The 16554-nt window shown below is 72.5% G+C and carries 15 protein-coding genes; 2 read left to right on the top strand and 13 right to left on the bottom strand.

Annotated features, from left to right (window positions below; translation table 11 throughout):
• Positions 1-56 precede the first annotated feature (56 nt).
• Both CIW48_RS17920 and CIW48_RS17915 read left to right on the top strand, forming a co-directional pair.
• The gene (locus tag CIW48_RS17920; protein ID WP_149311982.1) at positions 57-1091 is read left to right on the top strand and encodes a glycosyltransferase family 2 protein; all 1035 of its coding nucleotides are present in this window, start codon (positions 57-59) and stop codon (positions 1089-1091) included.
• A gap of 4 nt (positions 1092-1095) precedes the next feature.
• Complete coding sequence (locus CIW48_RS17915; RefSeq protein ID WP_149311981.1) at positions 1096-2028, top strand: glycosyltransferase family 2 protein; 933 nt, start codon at positions 1096-1098, stop codon at positions 2026-2028.
• 6 nt (positions 2029-2034) lie between these two features.
• Here the strand turns inward: CIW48_RS17915 and CIW48_RS17910 are convergent, their stop codons facing one another.
• The 13 genes from CIW48_RS17910 to CIW48_RS17850 all read right to left on the bottom strand — a co-directional run.
• A complete protein-coding gene (locus tag CIW48_RS17910) occupies positions 2035-4170 on the bottom strand; it encodes a TonB-dependent hemoglobin/transferrin/lactoferrin family receptor (protein WP_173009301.1) in 2136 nt (711 codons plus the stop codon).
• A gap of 181 nt (positions 4171-4351) precedes the next feature.
• On the bottom strand, positions 4352-5176 hold the full coding sequence (locus CIW48_RS17905; protein ID WP_149311979.1) for a heme ABC transporter ATP-binding protein: 825 nt from the start codon (positions 5174-5176) through the stop codon (positions 4352-4354).
• 2 nt (positions 5177-5178) lie between these two features.
• Positions 5179-6225 (bottom strand): iron chelate uptake ABC transporter family permease subunit, encoded by a 1047-nt coding sequence (locus tag CIW48_RS17900; protein WP_149311978.1) that lies wholly within the window; start codon positions 6223-6225, stop codon positions 5179-5181.
• A gap of 24 nt (positions 6226-6249) precedes the next feature.
• Entirely contained in the window at positions 6250-7128 is an 879-nt protein-coding gene (locus CIW48_RS17895; protein ID WP_149311977.1) for an ABC transporter substrate-binding protein, read from the bottom strand.
• A complete protein-coding gene (locus CIW48_RS17890; protein WP_149311976.1) occupies positions 7125-7337 on the bottom strand; it encodes a hemin uptake protein HemP in 213 nt (70 codons plus the stop codon). The genes CIW48_RS17895 and CIW48_RS17890 overlap by 4 nt, the downstream gene beginning before the upstream one ends.
• A gap of 526 nt (positions 7338-7863) precedes the next feature.
• Positions 7864-9678, bottom strand: coding sequence for a SpoIIE family protein phosphatase (locus tag CIW48_RS17885; RefSeq protein ID WP_149311975.1), 1815 nt, complete (start codon positions 9676-9678; stop codon positions 7864-7866).
• A gap of 99 nt (positions 9679-9777) precedes the next feature.
• Entirely contained in the window at positions 9778-10650 is an 873-nt protein-coding gene (locus CIW48_RS17880) for a GGDEF domain-containing protein (protein ID WP_149311974.1), read from the bottom strand.
• Entirely contained in the window at positions 10647-11036 is a 390-nt protein-coding gene (locus CIW48_RS17875) for a DUF1987 domain-containing protein (RefSeq protein WP_149311973.1), read from the bottom strand. Before CIW48_RS17875 ends, CIW48_RS17880 begins: the two co-directional genes overlap by 4 nt.
• A gap of 13 nt (positions 11037-11049) precedes the next feature.
• Positions 11050-11604 (bottom strand): SiaB family protein kinase, encoded by a 555-nt coding sequence (locus CIW48_RS17870; protein WP_091784209.1) that lies wholly within the window; start codon positions 11602-11604, stop codon positions 11050-11052.
• Positions 11605-11790: 186 nt separating this feature from the next.
• Positions 11791-13650 (bottom strand): ABC transporter ATP-binding protein, encoded by a 1860-nt coding sequence (locus tag CIW48_RS17865; protein WP_149311972.1) that lies wholly within the window; start codon positions 13648-13650, stop codon positions 11791-11793.
• A gap of 2 nt (positions 13651-13652) precedes the next feature.
• On the bottom strand, positions 13653-14585 hold the full coding sequence (locus CIW48_RS17860; RefSeq protein ID WP_149311971.1) for an ABC transporter permease: 933 nt from the start codon (positions 14583-14585) through the stop codon (positions 13653-13655).
• Complete coding sequence (locus CIW48_RS17855; protein ID WP_149311970.1) at positions 14551-15510, bottom strand: ABC transporter permease; 960 nt, start codon at positions 15508-15510, stop codon at positions 14551-14553. Before CIW48_RS17855 ends, CIW48_RS17860 begins: the two co-directional genes overlap by 35 nt.
• Before the next feature lie 17 nt (positions 15511-15527).
• On the bottom strand, positions 15528-16554 hold a 1027-nt coding region (locus CIW48_RS17850), incomplete at its 5' end, for an ABC transporter substrate-binding protein (protein WP_246695302.1).

The raw sequence follows: 16554 nt of genomic DNA, 5'->3' as shown, positions 1-16554 counted from the left end.
CCGGCCAATGTCGAGGGCGGCCGGGGAAGGCCGCGCCCGGCGGCTCAGGAAGCACGATGGCGGATCACCTCTTGTCCGATGCTCGGGGCACGTTCGTGGACGTCTCGTTCATCATGGCCGCGCACAATGCGGCGCCCTGGATCGAGACGGCCATCCGCTCCGCCCTCGCCCAGACCGGCGTCGCCGTGGAGGTCGTGGCGGTCGATGACGGCTCGCGGGACGGAACCGCGACCGTGCTGGCGCGCTTGGCGGAGGCCGATCCGCGCGTCCGCGTGATCCCCCTCGCCGGAGCCGGAACGGGCGCGCCCCGGGGGCCGTCGAGCGCCCGGAACGCAGCCCTGGACGCGGCCCGGGGCCGGTGGATCGCGATCCTCGACGCCGACGACCTGATCCTGCCCGACCGCACCCGGACCCTGCTCGACCTCGCCCTGGCGGCGGATGCCGACATCGTCGCCGACAACCCGATCCCGTTCACCGACCTGTTCGATCCGCAGAGCCCGGGCATGCTGGAGGGCGGCCGGGAGCCGTACCTGTTCGAGATCGACCTCGCCAAGTACATCGCCTGCAACCAGCTGCTCAGCCCCGTGACCAAGCTCGGCTACCTCAAGCCCGTGATGCGCGCCGAGACGCTGCGCCGGCACGGGATCCGGTACGACGAGGGCGTCCGGATCGGCGAGGATTTCCTGCTGTGCCTGGAGGCCCTCGCGGCGGGAGCGCGCTTCGTGGTCACCAGCTATGCGGGCTACGGCTATCGGCGCGGACCGACCTCCCTGTCGCACCGGCTGCGCCAGGCCGATATCGCGCGCCTGGATGCGGCCTTCGCGGCCCGGGCCGAGCACGGCCGCCTCGCGGCGGCCCGGGCGCAATCCGCCGAGATCCGCCACGGCAGCCGCGCCTACCGCGACGACCTCGCGATGACGCAGGTGATCGCCCGGGTCATCGAGGCGGCCCAGGCCGGCCGGTGGCGCGAAGGCGCGGCGCTGGCGCTCCGGCATCCCCGGATCTGGCGGCACCTGGCCGCGACGCTGCTGGCGGCGGCGGGCAAGCGCCTGCGGCCGAGGCTACACGCCCTCCCGATCGGACAGAGGTAAGACGATGCGCCTGTGCATCTGCATCTGCACCTGCGAGCGGCCCGTCGGGCTGGCGCGCCTGCTCAAGGCCCTGGACCAGCAGCGGCTCGGCAGCCTCGCCGAGACCGCCCTGCGCATCCTGATCATCGATAACGGGCGCAGCCGCGCCGCCGTGCCGGTGGTGGAGGCCTACCGGGCAACCGGGCGCTTCCCCGTCACCTACGCGCGGGAGGAGACCCGCGGCCTCGCCGCGGTCCGCAACCGAAGCCTCGCGGAGGCCGCCGCGGCCGGCGCCGACTGGGTCGCGCTGATCGACGACGACGAGTTCCCCGACCGGGACTGGCTCCACAACCTGCTCGAGACCGCCCTCGCCTCGGGGGCCCCGGCCTGCATCGGGCCGGTCGTGCCGTTCTTCGACCGGGTGCCGCCCGCCTGGGCGGCCGCCGGAGGCTTCTTCGCCAAGCGCCTGCCGGTCCGCGACGGCTTCGTGCAGGACGGCTACACCGCCAACGCGCTCCTCGACCTGCGGGTGATCCGGGCGCTGGGCCTGTCCTTCGACATGCGCTTCAACACCCTGGGCGGCGAGGACACGTTCTTCTTCCGGTCCCTGCTGCTCGCCGGGCACCGGATTGCCTGGGCCGAGACGGCCCTGGTCTACGACAGCATCCCGACGCACCGGATGCGGGTGCGCTGGCTGCTGGCCCGCTGGTACCGCAGCGGCAGCGTCGAGGCCTATCTCGGCCGGGTCCGCCCGGAGACGGTGAGCGGCCGCCTCGCCAATGCCGGCCGCGGCCTCGCGCGCCTCGGCGGCGGCCTGCTCCGGCTCGGAATCGCCGGCCTGTCCCTCAGGCCCGCGGCCCTGATCGGCGGCGGCTACACGCTGTGCCGGGGGGCCGGCCTGCTCGCATCCGTGATCGGCCTGAGCTATCGGGAATACCACCCGTCGCGCTACCGGTAGCCGCGCCTACCGGGTCGCGAACGCGATGCTGAGCGCCGCCTTGGCCACGAGGCCCGGGCTCGCCAGCGCGTCGCTATACGCGCGGTAGCGCCGGTCCAGGGCGTTCTGGACGACGACATCCGCGGTGATCCGGTCGGTGACCGCGCAGGTGGCGAAGAGGTCCACCAGCCCGTAGGCCTTGGTGGCCCGGCTCCGGGCGCCCGCCGGCAAGTCGGTGCGGGTCTCCACCAGGGTCAGGCGCGTGCCCAGGACGAGCCGGTCGGCGAGGAAGCGCAGGCCCAGCGTCGTGCCGATCCGGTCCGGCGGCACCGTGAGCAGGCTCGCGCGGCTGGCGCGGTCGCGGCCGTCGACATGGGTGGCGGCGAGCGACACGAAGCCCCGGCCCCAATCGTAGGTCCCCTCCAGCTCCACGCCCGACAGGTCGGCCCGTGCGACGTTGCGGTACTGGTAGGACCGGACCGGGATCACGCAGGGGAAGCGGCCGGGGCGGGCGGCGCAGACCGCGGCCGGGAGGCCGGGGATCGCCGGGACGTAGTAGGTCGGCCCGACGGCCTGCATGTCGATGAAGCCGTCGACCGCCGTGTCGAACAGCGCGAGCTTGGCCCGCAGCGCGTCCTCCGGCTCCAGCACCCCGTCGGCACGCAGGTTGACGCCGCCCTCCACGGTGCGGGCCACCTCCGGCCGCAGGGCCGGATCCGGCAGGATCGTGAAGGCCGGGAACGGGTGGACGCCCTGCACCAGCGTCTCGGTGATCGTCGGGGCGCGGTAGCCCTCGGCGTAGGTCCCGTAGATTTCGAGGCCGCCGAGCGGCGCGACGCCGACCGTGATCTTCGGCGAGACCCGTGCGCCACTCGACCGATAGGCCCCGCCGTCGAGCCGGTAGCTGTCGTGCCGGAGCGCGCCGACGATGCGCAGCCACGGCGCGGCGCGGATCTCGTCCTGGAGGAAAGCGCCGGCGAGTGCCCGCCGCCCCGACGGCGTGAAGGCCGCGCCGAAGCCGCCGGCCTGATCGGTGGTCCGGACGCGGTTCGCCACGCCGTCGCCGCCGAGCGTGAGCGCGTGCGCGACCGGCCCGGTCCCGAACCGGGCGGTGTTGTGGGCGTCGAAGCCCGCGGTCGCGAGATCGTAGGTCAGGCGATCGCCCGCCCGGGTGCCGAGCCGGCCGTAGAGGCCCCGGGGCGAATCCTGCAGGAAGGTCAGCGCGTCGCGCGTCGTGGTCGCGTAGCCGTCGAGGCTGAAGTCGATGAGCGGCACGTCCGGCCGGGCGAACCGGTAGCCGAAGGTCACGGTGTCGGCCTGCACGGCGTTGGCGAAGCGGGCTCCGGCGCCGGTCTCGCCGCCGTTGACGAAGTCGAATCGCTGCAGGAGCGCCGTGGCGTGGAGCGCGTGCCCGTCCGCCGGATGCAGGGTGAGCTTGGCGAGTCCGGCGTTCAGGTCGCTGCCGGTGTCGGGCACCGGGAGGCCGGCACCGTCGCGATAGGGCGCGGTGTCTCGGAAGACGAATTGCCCGAACAGGTCCGCGGCGGTGCCGATGCGGGCGCCGAGCGCCGAGCTGTTCACGAAGCGCTGGCCGTTCGTGCCGAAGCCCTGCTTCTGCACGAAGCCGGCTTTCTCGTCGGGGGCCAGGATGTCGTCGATCGACCGGGTGCGGAACGCTGCCACGCCCCCGATGGCGCCGGAACCGTAGACCGTCGCCGTCGACCCGCGGGTGATGTCGACGCCGCCGACGAGCTCTGGATCGAGGTAGAACACGCCGTTGGCGCCGTGGCCCGAGACCTGGAAATCCTGCCGGGCGCCGTCGACCAGGACGTTCACCCGGCCGAAATCCTGCAGGCCGCGGATGTTGATCGCCTGCGCCGGATCGTTCCGGTTCTCCTGGGTGGTCACGCCGGGCACGTCGCGCAGCACCTCGGACAGGCGCCCGGGCTGGAGACGGTCGAGCGCGGCCCGCGGGACCACGCTCGTGCCCGCCAGGGCGTCGACGGCCGGGACGGCGGTCTTCGTCGCGGTGACCGACAGGGTGTCGAGGCCGGTCTCGGGCTCGACGCGCGCGGCCGGGCCGGCCTCCTCCGCCCGGGCGACCGGCAGGGTCGCCAGCGCGACGCCGAGGGCGGCGAGCGCCCGATGGAAAGCATAAGCCATGATGTCATCCGCCCGCGCACAGTCGTTTCCGAGAGCTGGCTGGCGGAGGGCTGGCTTGCTGAAGCTTTTCTCACCGATCGCGACAGAGATACGCAACACGCGTTTCCAAGATTGCTGGCCCGCGTGCCGCGCAGGGCGTCGCCGCGCGGGCCGGACGCTCTCCGGAACCTGCGAAGTCCGATCAGTCCGGTGCGCGACCGGCCGCATCCCGGTGCGGCAGGAGGAAGGGCTGGCCGCCCGCGGGCACCCGCCCGACCGGCCAGCGGACGCCGAAGACCCGCGCGATCAGGTCGTCCGTCAGGACCTCGACCGGCCGGCCGCTTGCGGCCAGCCGGCCACCGTCGAGGACCAGCAGCCGGTCGGCATAGGCGGCCGCGAGGTTGAGGTCGTGGAGGATCGCCACCACGGCGACCCCGGTCGCCGCCAGCCCGGCGGCGGCGTCGAGCAGCGCGCCCTGGTGCCGGAGATCGAGGCTCGCGGTCGGCTCGTCGAGGAACAGCACCTGCCGGTCCGCGACCGTGCGACCGGCCTCCAGCTGGCAGAGCACGCGGGCGAACTGCACCCGCGCCTGCTCGCCGCCCGAGAGAGTCGGGTAGGCCCGGTCGGCGAGATGCGCCACGTCCGCCCGCGCGAGGGCCCGCGCCAGGATCGCCGCCCGGTCGCGGGCCCCGAGGCCCCGGCCGATGCCGTCGAGGCCGATCCGGGCGACCTCTTCCGCCGCGAACGGGAAGGCGAGGCGCGCCGCCTGCGGCAGCACCGCCCGCGTCGCGGCGAGCCGCCAGGGCGGGATTGTTTCCACCGGCTCCCCCGCATAGGCGACTGTGCCCCGGGTCGGGCGCAGGGCGCCGCTGAGCAGGCGGACGAGGGTCGACTTGCCGGCCCCGTTCGGGCCGACGATCACCTGCAGGGTGCCTCCCTCCACCGCCAGGGAAACGTCGCGCACGAGGTCGCGCCCCGCCACCGTGACGGTCAGGTCGCGGGCGGCGAGCAGGGCCGGATCGGACATCGTCAGACCTCGTCCGGCCGCACCCGGTCGAGGAGCAGCCACAGGAAGACCGGCGCGCCGACGAGCGCCGTGACGATGCCGATCGGCAGTTCGGCGGGCGCGGCGACGAGGCGCGCCACCACGTCGGCGAGGACGAGGAAGGCGCCGCCGAGAAGCGCCGAGGCCGGCAGCAGCAACCGGTGCCCCGGGCCGATCAGCAGCCGCAGGGCGTGCGGCACCACGAGGCCGACGAAGCCGATGACCCCGGCCGCCGCCACGCTGGCGCCGACCGCCACCGCCACCAGCACGATGCAGGCGCGCTTCAGCCGCTCCACCGGGACGCCGAGATGGAACGCCTCGGCCTCTCCCAGGACCAGGGCGTTCAGGCCGCGTCCGAGGAACGGGATCGCGGCCAGCACGGGCAGGATCAGCGGCGCCGAGGCCCCGACCTTGGCCCAGGTGGCGCCTCCGAGGCTGCCGAGGGACCAGAAGGCGAGGTCGCGCAATTGCCGGTCGTCGCTGACGAAGGTCAGGAGGCCGGTGAGCGCGCCGCTCAGCGCCCCGAGGGCGATCCCGGCGAGCAGCAGCGTCGCCACCGCGGTGCGCCCGGACCGGGTGGCGAGGGCGTAGAGGATGAGGGTCGCGCACAGGCCGCCGAGGAAGGCGCCGGCCGGCAGCACGGCGTAGGGCAGCGGCCCGGGAAGCCCCAGCCGGGCGAGGATCCGGTCGCCGAGCACGATGATGAGCGCGGCGGCGAGCCCCGCCCCCGACGACACCCCGACCAGCGCCGGATCAGCCAGGGGGTTGCGGAACAGTCCCTGCATCAGCGCCCCCGAGACCGCCAGCCCGGCCCCGACCAGCAGCCCCAGCAGGGTGCGGGGCAGGCGGATCGACAGGATCACGAGCGCGTCCCGGGCGCGGGCCGGATCGCTCCCCTCCCCGGCCAGGACCGCGACGACCCGCTCCAGCGGGATGCGGATCGCCCCGAGGCTCACGGAGAGCAGGGCGGCGGCAAGCACCAGGGCCGCCAGGATCCCCAGCACCCAGGGCGCCGCGGACCGGCGGCTCACGCGCCCCGCCCTCCGCCGCGCGGCTCAGTCACGCGGCAGGTCCGGATAGAGTGCCCGCATCAGGTCGGTGGCGGCCTCGGGCGTGCGCGGCCCGAAGCCCAGGAGGTAGAGGCCGTCCATGGCCACCAGCCGGCCCTGCGCCGCCGCCGGCGTCTGGGCGAGGGCCGTGCCGGGGGCGAAGATGCTCTCGCGCTTCGGCGGCTCGGGGCCGTTCTGCATCATCACCACCGCGTCGGGGGCCGCGGCGACGATCGCCTCGTCGGTCATCGGCTTGAAGCCCTCCAGGCCCGCGGCCGCGTTGGCGATGCCCGCCAGGGTCAGGATGCCGTCCGCCGAGGAGCCGGCACCGCCGACGACGGTCCGGCCGCCCTGGATCGAGAGGACGACGAGGGCCCGGGCCGCCCGGGCGATCCGCGCGCGCCGCGCCGCGAGGTCGGTGAAACGGGCGCGGACCTCGGCCTCCAGGGCCTCGGCCTCGCGCTCCAGGCCCGCCAAGCGCCCGACCGTGGCGATCTTGTCCAGCACGCCCTCGGGGCTCGGCGGCTCCGCCACGGTCTCGACGCGCAGCCCGGCCTCGCGCAGTTGCGCCAGGACCGCGGGCGGCCCCGCCCCTTCGGCGGCGATGATCAGGTCGGGCTGCTGCGCCAGAAGGCCCTCGGCCGAGAGCGCCCGCAGGTAGCCGACATTCGCCTTCTCGCGCAGCGCCTCGGGCGGGTAGAGGCTGGTCGTGTCGACCGCCACGATCCGGCCGCCGGCGCCGAGGCGGTAGAGGATCTCGGTGACGGCACCGCCCAGGGCGGCGATGCGGGTGGCCACCTGCGCGGCGGCAACGCGCGGGGCGAGCGCCCCGGCCGCGGCGGCGGCCAGGAGGGCGCGGCGAGACAGAAGGCCGGGAGCGCTCATTTGGTCAGGATCAGCTTGTCGCTCGCGGTCACCCGCAGGCGGTAGGCGCAGTCACCGTGGCGGATGACGATCTCGCGGCGCCCCTGCAGGAGGCGCGCGGAGCCGATCTCGGCCGCCGGCTCCGGACGCGGAACGGGCTGCGTCGCGCCGGGCCCCGCGCCTTTGCCATCCGGAAAGCCGCGCTGTCCCTCTCCTTCGGCACACAACATGGACCGGTCGCTCCAGATCTGTTCTTTGTAAATTGTCAAATGAGAGAATGGTATCGGTAGAATCGTAGCGTAACGGCAATTGATCGCGGAGGCCACCCCGCCGCAGGGGCGCAGTTTTACTTGAGAAATCAGCGGCCAACGGTGGGCGATGCCGCTGTTCGGGTCCGGACATCGTCGCACGCGCGTCTGTGACCGGTTCCAAGCGGCGGACATTGGTACAGGCGGTGTCCGCGGCGCAGGCGGGTCGTCCAATGAAAGGGGCTTCGGAGCGCCTGTTCGAGCCCGGCGCGGCACGACAGAGGTACGCCTCTCATCCTGAGAATCCGCACAGCAGCCTCGACGGAGGGCTCCGCGGACCGCGCGGCCGGACGGACGGCTCCTTCGCGGCGCCCGCTGCGCAACCGCGACGGCTGTCCCGGGCCCAGGAGTGGCGCAGGCCGGATTGCCTGCCCGACGTCGATGTTGGATCGCTCGATGCGCCGCCGGCATCGTCGGCCCCGGCGCGGCGCCGGGATGACCGGGCGCCTCAGGCGGCGGTCGCCGCTCCGTCCGGAGGAAGCCGGAATGCCACCAGGGTCATGTCGTCCCGCCGGGCCTCGGCACCGCGATAGGCGTCGAGATCGGCCTCGAGGGCGGCGGCCTGGGCGGCAAGGGGCAGGTCGGCGTGGCGCAGGAGGCTGTCGGCCACGCCGCGCTGGCCGAGGAGCCGCAGCGCCCGGTCCGGCGCCGCGCGGCCCATCTGGTCGGTGATGCCGTCCGTCATCAGGTAGAAGGTGGCACCCGCCACCGGCACGATGACGTCCGCGCCGACCTCCTCCGGCAGCGCCTCCCGGCCGGTGCGCGGGTAGCCGAGCCCCCGGCGGCCGCCGCGGATTCGCTCGGCCACCCCGTCCCGGATCACGGTCAGGGACAGGCCGGCGCCGGCGAAGCGCAGGGTGCGGGCCTTCCGGTCCCAGACGCAGAGACCGCAATCGAGCCCGTCATCCGATTCGGCGCCGCGGCCGTCCTGGCGGAGCTGCGTGCGGACCATCGCGTCGAGCCCGGCCAGGATGGCGGTCGGCGAGCGCAGGCCGCGTTCGTGCAGCAGGCGGTCGAGGGCAGTGGCGACGATCAGGGTCAGGAACGCACCGGGCACGCCGTGCCCGGTGCAATCGGCCACGGCGATGATGCACAGGCCGTCGATCTCCTCCAGCCAGAAATAGTCGCCGCCGACCACGTGGAGCGGCTCCCACAGCACCGCCACCTCGACCCCGGCCCCCGCCAGGGCGTTCCGGTCCGGCAGCACCGAATCCTGGATGCGCCGCGCGTAGCCGATGCTCTCGACGACCTGGCGGTTGGCGCGTTCCAGCTTGTCGTGGGCGCGTTCCAGATCGGCGAGGAGTTGCTTGGCGGCATCGCCGCTCCGCAGGCCCTCGACCATGCGGTTGAAGGCCTGGCTGATGACGTCGATCTCGTTGCTGGGCCGGTAGGCGCCACCGAGTTCCACGCTCGTCCAGCGCTTGTGCTCGATCTCCCGCATGGCGAGCAGCAGCCGCATCAACGGCGCCATGACGTGGCGGCGCACGGTGGCGTGCAGGGTGATCACGAAGGCGATCATCAACCCGATGCTGGCGCCCAGCGCGAGCATCACCTGCCACGCCGCGTTGTCGCGCAGGTCCTGGGTCGAGACGGTGACCGTCAGGCTGCCCGCGGGACCGGCGAGGCCGGGCACGGAGAGGTCGGCGCTGGCCGAGAGGGTGGACCATCCCCGTCCGGTGGGCGCCGCGCCGGCCGTCCCGACGACGTGGCCCGCCGCGTCGCGCAGGACGGCGTGACGGAAGGCCGGCTCGGCCGCGAGCGCCCTGAGCGGGCCGGCATAGGCTTCCGCGCTGTGCGCCCAGTCCGGTCGCGCGATCGCGGCGGCGGTGAGCCGGGCGAGGAGATGCGCCCGGTCGTCATACAGGCGGAGCTGGTCGGTGTAGTTCACCCAGGCGATCCCGAGCTGGGTCAGCAGCAGGAGGGCGCCGATCACCGGGTAGATGCGCAGGAACAGGGTGTGGGACAGGCTGTCGAGGTCGCGGCCCCGGGCCGCCCCGCGCAGGGCGCCGGGCTTCATCAGTTCGTCCGCCGGCGCGCCCGCGGCCAGCACGTCGGCGAAGCCGCGCTTCGACAGGGGATCGCCCCGGCGGATCGGGCCGGCCCCGCGCAGGCCGCCCGCGCGCCCGGAGCCGCCGGCGGCCGGGACGGGATCGATGTCGGCGAAGCCGAGCCGCGCCAGGGCATCCCCGGTGCGGAGGGGCCGGGCGCCCCTGAGGCCCCCGGCGGGGCGGGGCGCATCCATGGCCGTGTCAGGTCCGCTCACGAGACGTCACTCCGTGTCACAGCGCTGCCGGCCGCCGGCTTCGCGGCGACCGAGGCCTCCGAAAACCGGTCTGACCGCGCAGGCCGGGCGCGCGGCGCCTCAGGTCAGGGATGAGCCCGGCAGGGGCAGATCCGGCCAGCCGCCGGCCTCGGCCGCGCAGCGGACGCAGTCGCGGCCCGCATGCTTGGCGGCATAGAGCGCCGCATCGGCCCGCCGCAGTGTCGCGGACATCGATTCGCTCTGGCCGAACGCCGCGAGGCCGATGCTCACCGAGATCGGGAGCAGCCCGTGCTCCAGGCGCACCGGGCGCTGCGCCACGGCGCGGCGGAGCTGCTCGGCGATGGCCTGCGCCTCCGGAAGCACGGCCCCGGGGACGAGGATCGCGAATTCCTCCCCGCCCATGCGGCCGATCACGTCGACCGCGCGCAGGCTGTCGCGGCAGGTCTCGACGAAGGCCTTGAGGACCATGTCGCCCGCGCTGTGCCCGTAGCGGTCGTTGATCAGCTTGAAGCGGTCGAGGTCGAGCATCAGCACGCTGGACGGCGTGTCGCCGGACTGGGTCCGGGCCCACACCTCCTCGCAGATCTGCAGGAAGCGACGGCGCGAGAGGGCATCGGTGAGGTGGTCGGTGTCGGCGAGGCGGCGGAGTTCGGCCTCGAGGCGCGTCCGGTGCTCGATCTCCGCCGTGAGGGCGTCGTTGAGGTGGCGCAGGGCCCGCTGCTGCTCGGCCATCCGCTGGTTGGCGCGGTGCAGGTCGAGCTGCATCCGGTCGCTCAGCCGCACCAGCCGGCGCTGCTCGTGGTAGCTGCGCCGATAGGCGCCGGCGAGTTCGCGCACCCCGTCGCCGACCTCGGCGAGCCGGGCCAGCATCACCTCGGACCGGCCGAGGACGGCCTCCTCGGTGTCGAACAGGCTGAAGGCGTCCACCGGCTCGGACAGGAGGTCGTGGGCGGGGGCCCGATGCGCGCTCACGCGGTGACGCCCGCGATCATCTCGAACCGGGCATGCGTGAAATCGGCCGCGAAATCCTCGCCGGCCTCCTGGATCACGTCGTCGTCCGCGCTGAACATCCAGCGGATCGTCACCGGACGTCCCTCCGCGGCGGCGTCCTCCAGGGGCATGAACAGATTCATCAGCGCCTTGGCGCTCGAGGAATTGAAGTAGACGAGGTCGACATCGAAGGTGATCGGGCTCGCCTGGGTCTCCGCGAGATGACCGCGCAGGGCGTGCAGCAGCGGGCCGAAGAAGGCGGCGGCATCCTCCGGGTAGGATTCGCCGCGCAGGACGAGGCGCCCCGACGCGAAGTCGAAATCGACCTCGGGTGATCGCTCGGTCCGGGTCAGCGTGATGCGTTCCATGTCCGTGCCGTCCTCAGATGAAGGCTTTGAGGCAGAACAGGCTGCGCTCCGCGCCCAGATCCTGGAAGTCGTACTCGACAGGGGCGCTCGACCGGCGGGCGATCTCGATCAATCCGATGCTTCCACCCAGGCTGCCCTCGTCAGGCGGCTGGCGCAGCTTCTCGCGGTAGACCTTCTTGAGTTCGTCGCTCGACAGGCCGGAGATCTCGTCGAGCCGCTCGCGCAGCCGCGGGACCTCGGTCTTGCCGACCTCGTTGCCGCAGACCACGAAGAACCGCCCCTCCTCGGTTCCGACCGCGATCATGCCGGCGCTGACCCGGGCCGGGCCCGGCGGCTCCGCGGGCGCGACCTTGTCGGCGGAGTAGCGGATCACGTTCTGGGCCTGCTCGACGAAGATCGAGAACACGCGCTTGGCGATCGCGGCATCGGTCTCCTCGTGCCGCATGCGCAACTTCAGCACTTCGCCGAGCGAGAACAGGATGTTCTCGGACAGATCCCCGCCGAACGACAGGATCACGCCGCTGCGCTTCGACGCCTCGTGGAAGGATCGGAAATCGCTTGCGCGCAAGGAAGCCTCTCGACCGCTTCATCGCGGCAACACACCGCGTGTGTAAGCCCATATTTATGCGGGAATAATCAAAGCTTTCTTACTGGCTCTGGTCGCTTTCTGAGCAACATTGCTCGTATATCGGGCATTCTCGCAAGCTATACGCTGGCTCCACCGCGGGAGCGGGAGGCTTCCACCCCGTCGGGGTCAGGCGGCCGCGCCCTGAACCGTGCCCGCGTCCCAGTCGCTCCCCCAATCCTGGACGACGTGGCCGGGCGCGACCTCGCGGTAGAGCCGCTCCGGCGCCAGGTAGTCGGGGGTACGGATCGGGCTGCGGATTTCGTCGTCCGGCAGGGCGTGCCGCTCGCCGCGCCGGGCGGGATCCGGAACGGGCACCGCGGCGAGCAGCTTCTTCGTGTAGGGATGCTGCGGGTCGCCGAAGATGGCGGCCCGGGGCCCGATCTCCACGATTTCCCCGAGATACATCACGGCGACCCGGTGGCTCACCCGCTCCACGACCGCCATGTCGTGCGAGATGAACAGGTAGGCGAGGCCGAGCTCCGCCTGGAGGTCGAGCATCAGATTCACGACCTGCGCCTTCACCGAGACGTCGAGCGCCGAGACCGCCTCGTCGGCCACGATCAGCCGGGGGTTCAGGGCGAGCGCCCGGGCGATGCAGATGCGCTGGCGCTGGCCGCCCGAGAATTCGTGCGGGAAGCGCCCGGCCGTCTCTGGGCCGAGGCCGACCCGGGTCAGCAGGTCCTCGGCCCGCCGCCTTGCCTCGCGGGGCGTGGCGAGGCGGTTGATCAGCAGCGGCTCCGCCACAGCCGCGCCGACGCTCATGCGCGGGTCGAGGCTGGCGAACGGATCCTGGAAGATCATCTGCATCTTCTGCCGGCGGGCGCGCAGGGTACCGGCGTCGAGGCTGGTGATGTCCTCACCGTCGAGCAGGACCGAGCCTGAGAGCGGTGCGACGAGGCGCAGGATCGAGCGGCCGGTGGTGGACTTGCCGCAGCCGGATTCGCCCACCAGCGCCAGGGTCTCCCCGGCCGCGAGGCTGAAGGAGACCCGCTCCACCGCGTGGACCCGGCCGGTGACCCGGCCGAACAATCCGGAGCGGATGTCGAACCGGGTGGTCAGGTCGCGGACCTCCAGAACCGGGCGCTCGGCGGCTTTCACGGTGTCGGGCGTCTCGGGCGTCGGCGCCGCCAGGCCAGTGGTCCGGTCGACCACCGGGAAGCGCATCGGGCGGGCGCGGCCCGCCATGGTCCCGAGGCGCGGGACCGCGGCGAGGAGCGCCCGCGTATAGGGCTCGGCGGGGGCGTCGAAGATCCGCGCGGTCGGGCCGGCCTCCACGGCGCGGCCCCGGTACATCACCACGGTGCGGTCGGCGATCTCGGCGACGACGCCCATGTCGTGGGTGATGAACAGGACCGACATGCCCTCCTCGTCCTGGAGGCTCTTGATGAGGTCGAGAATCTGGGCCTGGATGGTGACGTCCAGCGCCGTGGTCGGCTCATCGGCGATCAGGAGCTTCGGCCGGCAGGCGAGCGCCATGGCGATCATCACCCGCTGGCGCATGCCGCCCGAGAAGCGGTGCGGGTATTCGTGCAGGCGCGACCGGGCGGCCGGGATCCGGACCTTGTCGAGGAGCCGGAGCGCCTCAGCCTCGGCGGCGGACCGCGACAGGCCCCGGTGCCGGATCAGCGCCTCGGCGATCTGGAAGCCGATGGTCAGGACCGGGTTCAGGGAGGTCATCGGCTCCTGGAAGATCATGGCGATGGCATCGCCGCGCACCCGCCGCATCTCGGCCTCGGGGGCGGCGAGCAATTCGCGGCCTTCGAAGCGCACGCGGCCGCCGATGCGGCTCGCGTCCCGCGGCAGGAGGCGCAGGATCGACAGGGCGCTGACGCTCTTGCCGGAGCCGGATTCGCCGACGAGGGCCACGGTCTCGCGCGGGCCCACGTCGAAGGAGACGCCGTGCACGACCTCGCGCCAGCGCCCGTCCGAGCGGAAGGAGACGGTGAGGTCTGAGACCGAGAGGATTGGGTCCACCGGATCTGCCATCGCTAGAGAACCCGCCGCGGGTCGAGGGCGTCGCGCAGGCCGTCGCCGATGAAGTTGATCGACAGCACCGTCAGGAAGATCGCTCCCCCCGGGAACAGCGCCCAGTGGGGCGCGACGTCGAGGTGGTCCTTGGCGTCGAACAGGAGCCGGCCCCAGGTCGGGATGTCGGGCGGGAAGCCGAGTCCCAGGAAGGACAAGGTCGATTCCGCGATGATCGCCGCCGAGACCTCGATGGAGGCCGCCACGATCACCGGCCCGAGCGCGTTCGGCAGGATGTGGCGGCGCACGAGGTGCCCGGTCGTGGCGCCCTGCGAGCGGGCCGCCTCGACGAATTCCTTCTCGCGGAGCGTCAGGAACTGCGCCCGGACCAGCCGGGCGACCGGCATCCAGCGCAGGCCCCCGATCACCGCGACGATCATCAGGAACACCCCGCCCTGCGTGCCGAACACGGCCTTCAGGCTGTCGCGGAACAGGTAGATCACGAGGAGCAGCAGCGGCAGCTGCGGCAGCGACAGGAACAGGTCGGTCAGCCACATCAGCACAGGGTCGAGGAGGCGGCGCGACATGCCGGCGAGCGCGCCCACCAGAACCCCGATCAGGCTCGCCACCGCCATGGCGGCGAAGCCCACGGCGAGCGAGATCCGCCCGCCGTAGATCATCCGGGCGAGCAGATCCTGGCCGAGATCGTCGGTGCCGAACGGATGGTCCCAGGACGGGCCCTGGAGCTGGGCCGCGAAGTCGATGTCGTCGATGGCGACCGGCCAGAGCAGGCCGCCGAAGACGACGCCGGCGACGAGCAGCGCCAGCACGCCGACGCTGGCAGCCGCCAGCCGGTGCCGCCGGAAGCGCCGCCAGGTCTCCCGCCCCGGCGAGGCCGGCGCGCGGGCGAGGGCAGGCGCCTCATCGGAGGGCGATGCGAGGGTCGAGCCAGCCATAGAGCAGGTCCGCGACGAGGTTGAACAGGATGACGAGGCCGGCGAACACGAAGGTCACGGCCATCACCACCGGCGTGTCGTTGGCCAGCATGGCGTCGATCAGCAGCGAGCCGATGCCGGGAATCCGGAAGATCTGCTCGGTGACGATGGCGCCGCCGAACACCGCCGGGATCTGCAGCGCCACCAGGGTCACCACCGGGATCAGGGCATTGCGGGCGATGTGCCGGCGGGTGACCGTGCCCTCGCTCAGCCCCTTGGCGCGGGCCGTGGTGACGTAGTCGAGCCGGGCCACGTCCAGTGCGGAGGCGCGGACGAAGCGGGTGTAGGAGGCGGCCTGGAAGAAGCCGAGCACCGCCACCGGCATGATCGCCTGCCGGATATTGGCCCACATCCAGGCGAGCCCGGTCCCGGGCAGGTCGGCCTGGTAGACGAAGGGCAGCCAGCCCAGCTTGATCGAGAACAGCAGGATGAACAGCAGGCCGGTGAAGAAGGTCGGGAGCGAGAATCCCACGAAGGCCAGGGTGTTGGCGACCTGATCGGCCAGCGAGTAGGGCCGGCGCGCGGCGTAGAGACCGACCGGAATCGCGATCAGCAGCGCCAGCACCTGGGAGGAGCCGACGACGAACAGCGTCGTCGGCAGCCGCTGCAGGATCAGGGCATCGACGTTCACCCGGCTGGCGAAGGAGAAGCCCCAATCGCCGTGCAGCATGGCGGTGAGCCAGCTGAGATAGCGGGTGAAGATCGGGTCATCGAGGCCGAACTTCGCCCGCAGGGCCGCCCGGACCTCGGGCGGCACGTTCGGATTGCTGGCGAGTTCGCCGAACGGGTCGCCCGGCGCCAGCGCCAGGACGGTGAACAGGATCAGGCTGATGCCGAGCAGGCTCGGGATCGCGATGAGCAGTCGTCGCAGGATGTAGGCGCCCATGGCGCTCCGCCTCCCGCTCAGGCCTCCTTGTACCAGTCGGGCAGGAACGACAGGTCGTTGTCCCAGCCGCTGCGCGGCGCCGTGAGCGCGGCGCCCACCGCCGAGACCTCGGCCCGGTGGATGAGCGGCACCACGTTCTCGGAGACCGCGAGGTCGTTGCATTTGATCAGGAGCGCCGCCCGCTTGACCGGGTCGAGCTCGCTCTGGGCGGCGTTGTAGGCCGCGTCATACGCGGCGTTGCGCCAGCGCACGACGTTGCGGCCCTGCCATTTGTTGGCCTTCTGGGCCACCTCCCAGGAGGCGTACATCAGCAGCCAGATCGCCGGATCGGCCTGCGTCATGCTGTAGGCGTACATCTCCATGTCGGCGTAGAAATGCGTGCAGGTGTCGGGATTCGCCGGGTCGGATGAGAAGAACACCGAGCCGGTCACCGATTTCAGCTCGATCTCGATCCCGGCCTTGGCGGCGGCCTGCTTGATGATCGCCTGGGTCTTCTGGCGCGGGGCGTTGATCGAGGTCTGGAACAGCAGCTTGAGCTTCTTGCCGTCCTTGGCGCGGATGCCATCCGGACCCTTCTTCCAGCCGGCCTCGTCGAGGAGCGCGTTGGCGCGTGCCGGATCGAAGGCGAAGCTCGTATTCCTGGAGACGAAGCGCTCCGGGCCGTTGACCGTGTTGGCGGTGGCCTTGCCGGTGCGGCCGTAGATGTAGGTCTGGATCGACTTGCGGTCGACGAGCAGGTTGATCGCTTGGGCGACCTTCGGGTCGGAGAAGGCGGGGTGCTTGGTGGTGATCGAGGCGCGCTCGCCGTCGACCTCGACGTTCGGGTCGGTGGCGTTGAGGAGCAGGAACTCGAGCTTGCCGCCGTAGACCACGTCGACCCGGCCCTTGCCGCCGGTCTCCAGGCGCTTCAGGACCTCGTCCTCGATCAGCATGTTCCAGGCATAGTCGTACTCGCCGGTCTGGAGCACGGCGCGGGCGGCCGAGACCGCGTCGCCGCCGCCCTTCATCTCGACGGTGTCGAAGTACGGGCGGTTCGGCAGGTGG

Origin of the sequence: Methylobacterium sp. P1-11, assembly GCF_008329595.1 — a bacterium.
In the GTDB taxonomy this organism is placed as follows: domain Bacteria; phylum Pseudomonadota; class Alphaproteobacteria; order Rhizobiales; family Beijerinckiaceae; genus Methylobacterium.
Note: the sequence above shows the minus strand (reverse complement) of the source record. Positions and strands in the feature narration are given on the sequence as shown.